This window comes from Achromobacter sp. NPDC008082, from assembly GCF_042957345.1.
GTDB classification, from domain to species: Bacteria; Pseudomonadota; Gammaproteobacteria; order Burkholderiales; family Burkholderiaceae_B; genus Achromobacter; species Achromobacter kerstersii_A.
This window is the reverse complement of the sequence record NZ_JBIBIB010000009.1, coordinates 1-1,523: the sequence shown is the minus strand read 5'-3', so window position 1 is coordinate 1,523 and position 1,523 is coordinate 1. Positions and strand designations below refer to the sequence as shown.

The following is a 1,523-nucleotide window of genomic DNA, read 5'->3' as shown; positions in this document are numbered from 1 at the left end:
GCAGCAACAGGGACATCCAACACCCTGATGATCTTCCGCGATCCGTCCCCCCATCGCACTGTACGACGGTACTGGAATATTAACCAGTTTCCCATCAGCTACGCATCTCTGCCTCGCCTTAGGGGCCGACTCACCCTGCGCCGATGAACGTTGCGCAGGAAACCTTGGACTTACGGCGAGGGGGCTTTTCACCCCCTTTATCGCTACTCATGTCAGCATTCGCACTTCTGATACCTCCAGCAGCCTTTACAAGCCACCTTCGCAGGCTTACAGAACGCTCTCCTACCGCGTGCACTAAAAGTGCACACCCGCAGCTTCGGTTTATCGCTTAGCCCCGTTACATCTTCCGCGCAGGACGACTCGATCAGTGAGCTATTACGCTTTCTTTAAAGGATGGCTGCTTCTAAGCCAACCTCCTGACTGTCTATGCCTTCCCACTTCGTTTCCCACTTAGCGATAATTCGGGACCTTAGCTGGCGGTCTGGGTTGTTTCCCTCTTGAGTCCGGACGTTAGCACCCGGTGCTCTGTCTCCCAAGCTGTACTTGCGGGTATTCGGAGTTTGCCATAGTTTGGTAAGTCGCCATGACCCCCTAGCTATAACAGTGCTCTACCCCCCGCAGTAATACTTGAGGCACTACCTAAATAGTTTTCGGAGAGAACCAGCTATTTCCAGATTTGTTTAGCCTTTCACCCCTATCCACAGCTCATCCCCTAATTTTTCAACATTAGTGGGTTCGGTCCTCCAGCACGTGTTACCGTGCCTTCAACCTGGCCATGGATAGATCATCTGGTTTCGGGTCTACACCCAGCGACTGAATCGCCCTATTCGGACTCGCTTTCGCTACGGCTTCCCTATTCGGTTAACCTTGCCACTGAATGTAAGTCGCTGACCCATTATACAAAAGGTACGCAGTCACCCCACAAGGAGGCTCCTACTGTTTGTATGCATACGGTTTCAGGATCTATTTCACTCCCCTTCCGGGGTTCTTTTCGCCTTTCCCTCACGGTACTGGTTCACTATCGGTCGATCACGAGTATTTAGCCTTGGAGGATGGTCCCCCCATCTTCAAACAGGATTTCACGTGTCCCGCCCTACTTGTCTTACGCTTAGTTCCACACACAAGATTTCGCCTACAGGGCTATCACCTGCTACGGCCGGACTTTCCATTCCGTTCGACTATCTTGCGTGCTAAAACGTAAAGGCTCTTCCGATTTCGCTCGCCACTACTTTCGGAATCTCGGTTGATTTCTTTTCCTCGAGCTACTGAGATGTTTCAGTTCACCCGGTTCGCTTCCACTAGCCTATGTATTCAGCTAGGGATACCGCATTGCTGCGGTGGGTTTCCCCATTCGGACATCTACGGATCAAAGCTTGTTTGCCAGCTCCCCGTAGCTTTTCGCAGGCTACTACGTCCTTCATCGCCTGTGATCGCCAAGGCATCCACCATATGCACTTAGTCGCTTGATCCTATAACGCTGTAGGCTATAGGACCTGAGTATTAGCGTTTGTGCCGTTCATAAG

1 rRNA gene (running past one end of the window) is annotated in these 1,523 nt (G+C 51.7%); it reads right to left on the bottom strand.

Going from position 1 to position 1,523, the window contains the following annotated elements:
* Positions 1 to 1,469, bottom strand: a 23S ribosomal RNA gene (locus ACFZAI_RS28800) (it extends 1,469 nt beyond the left edge of the window).
* Positions 1,470 to 1,523: the final 54 nt, after the last annotated feature.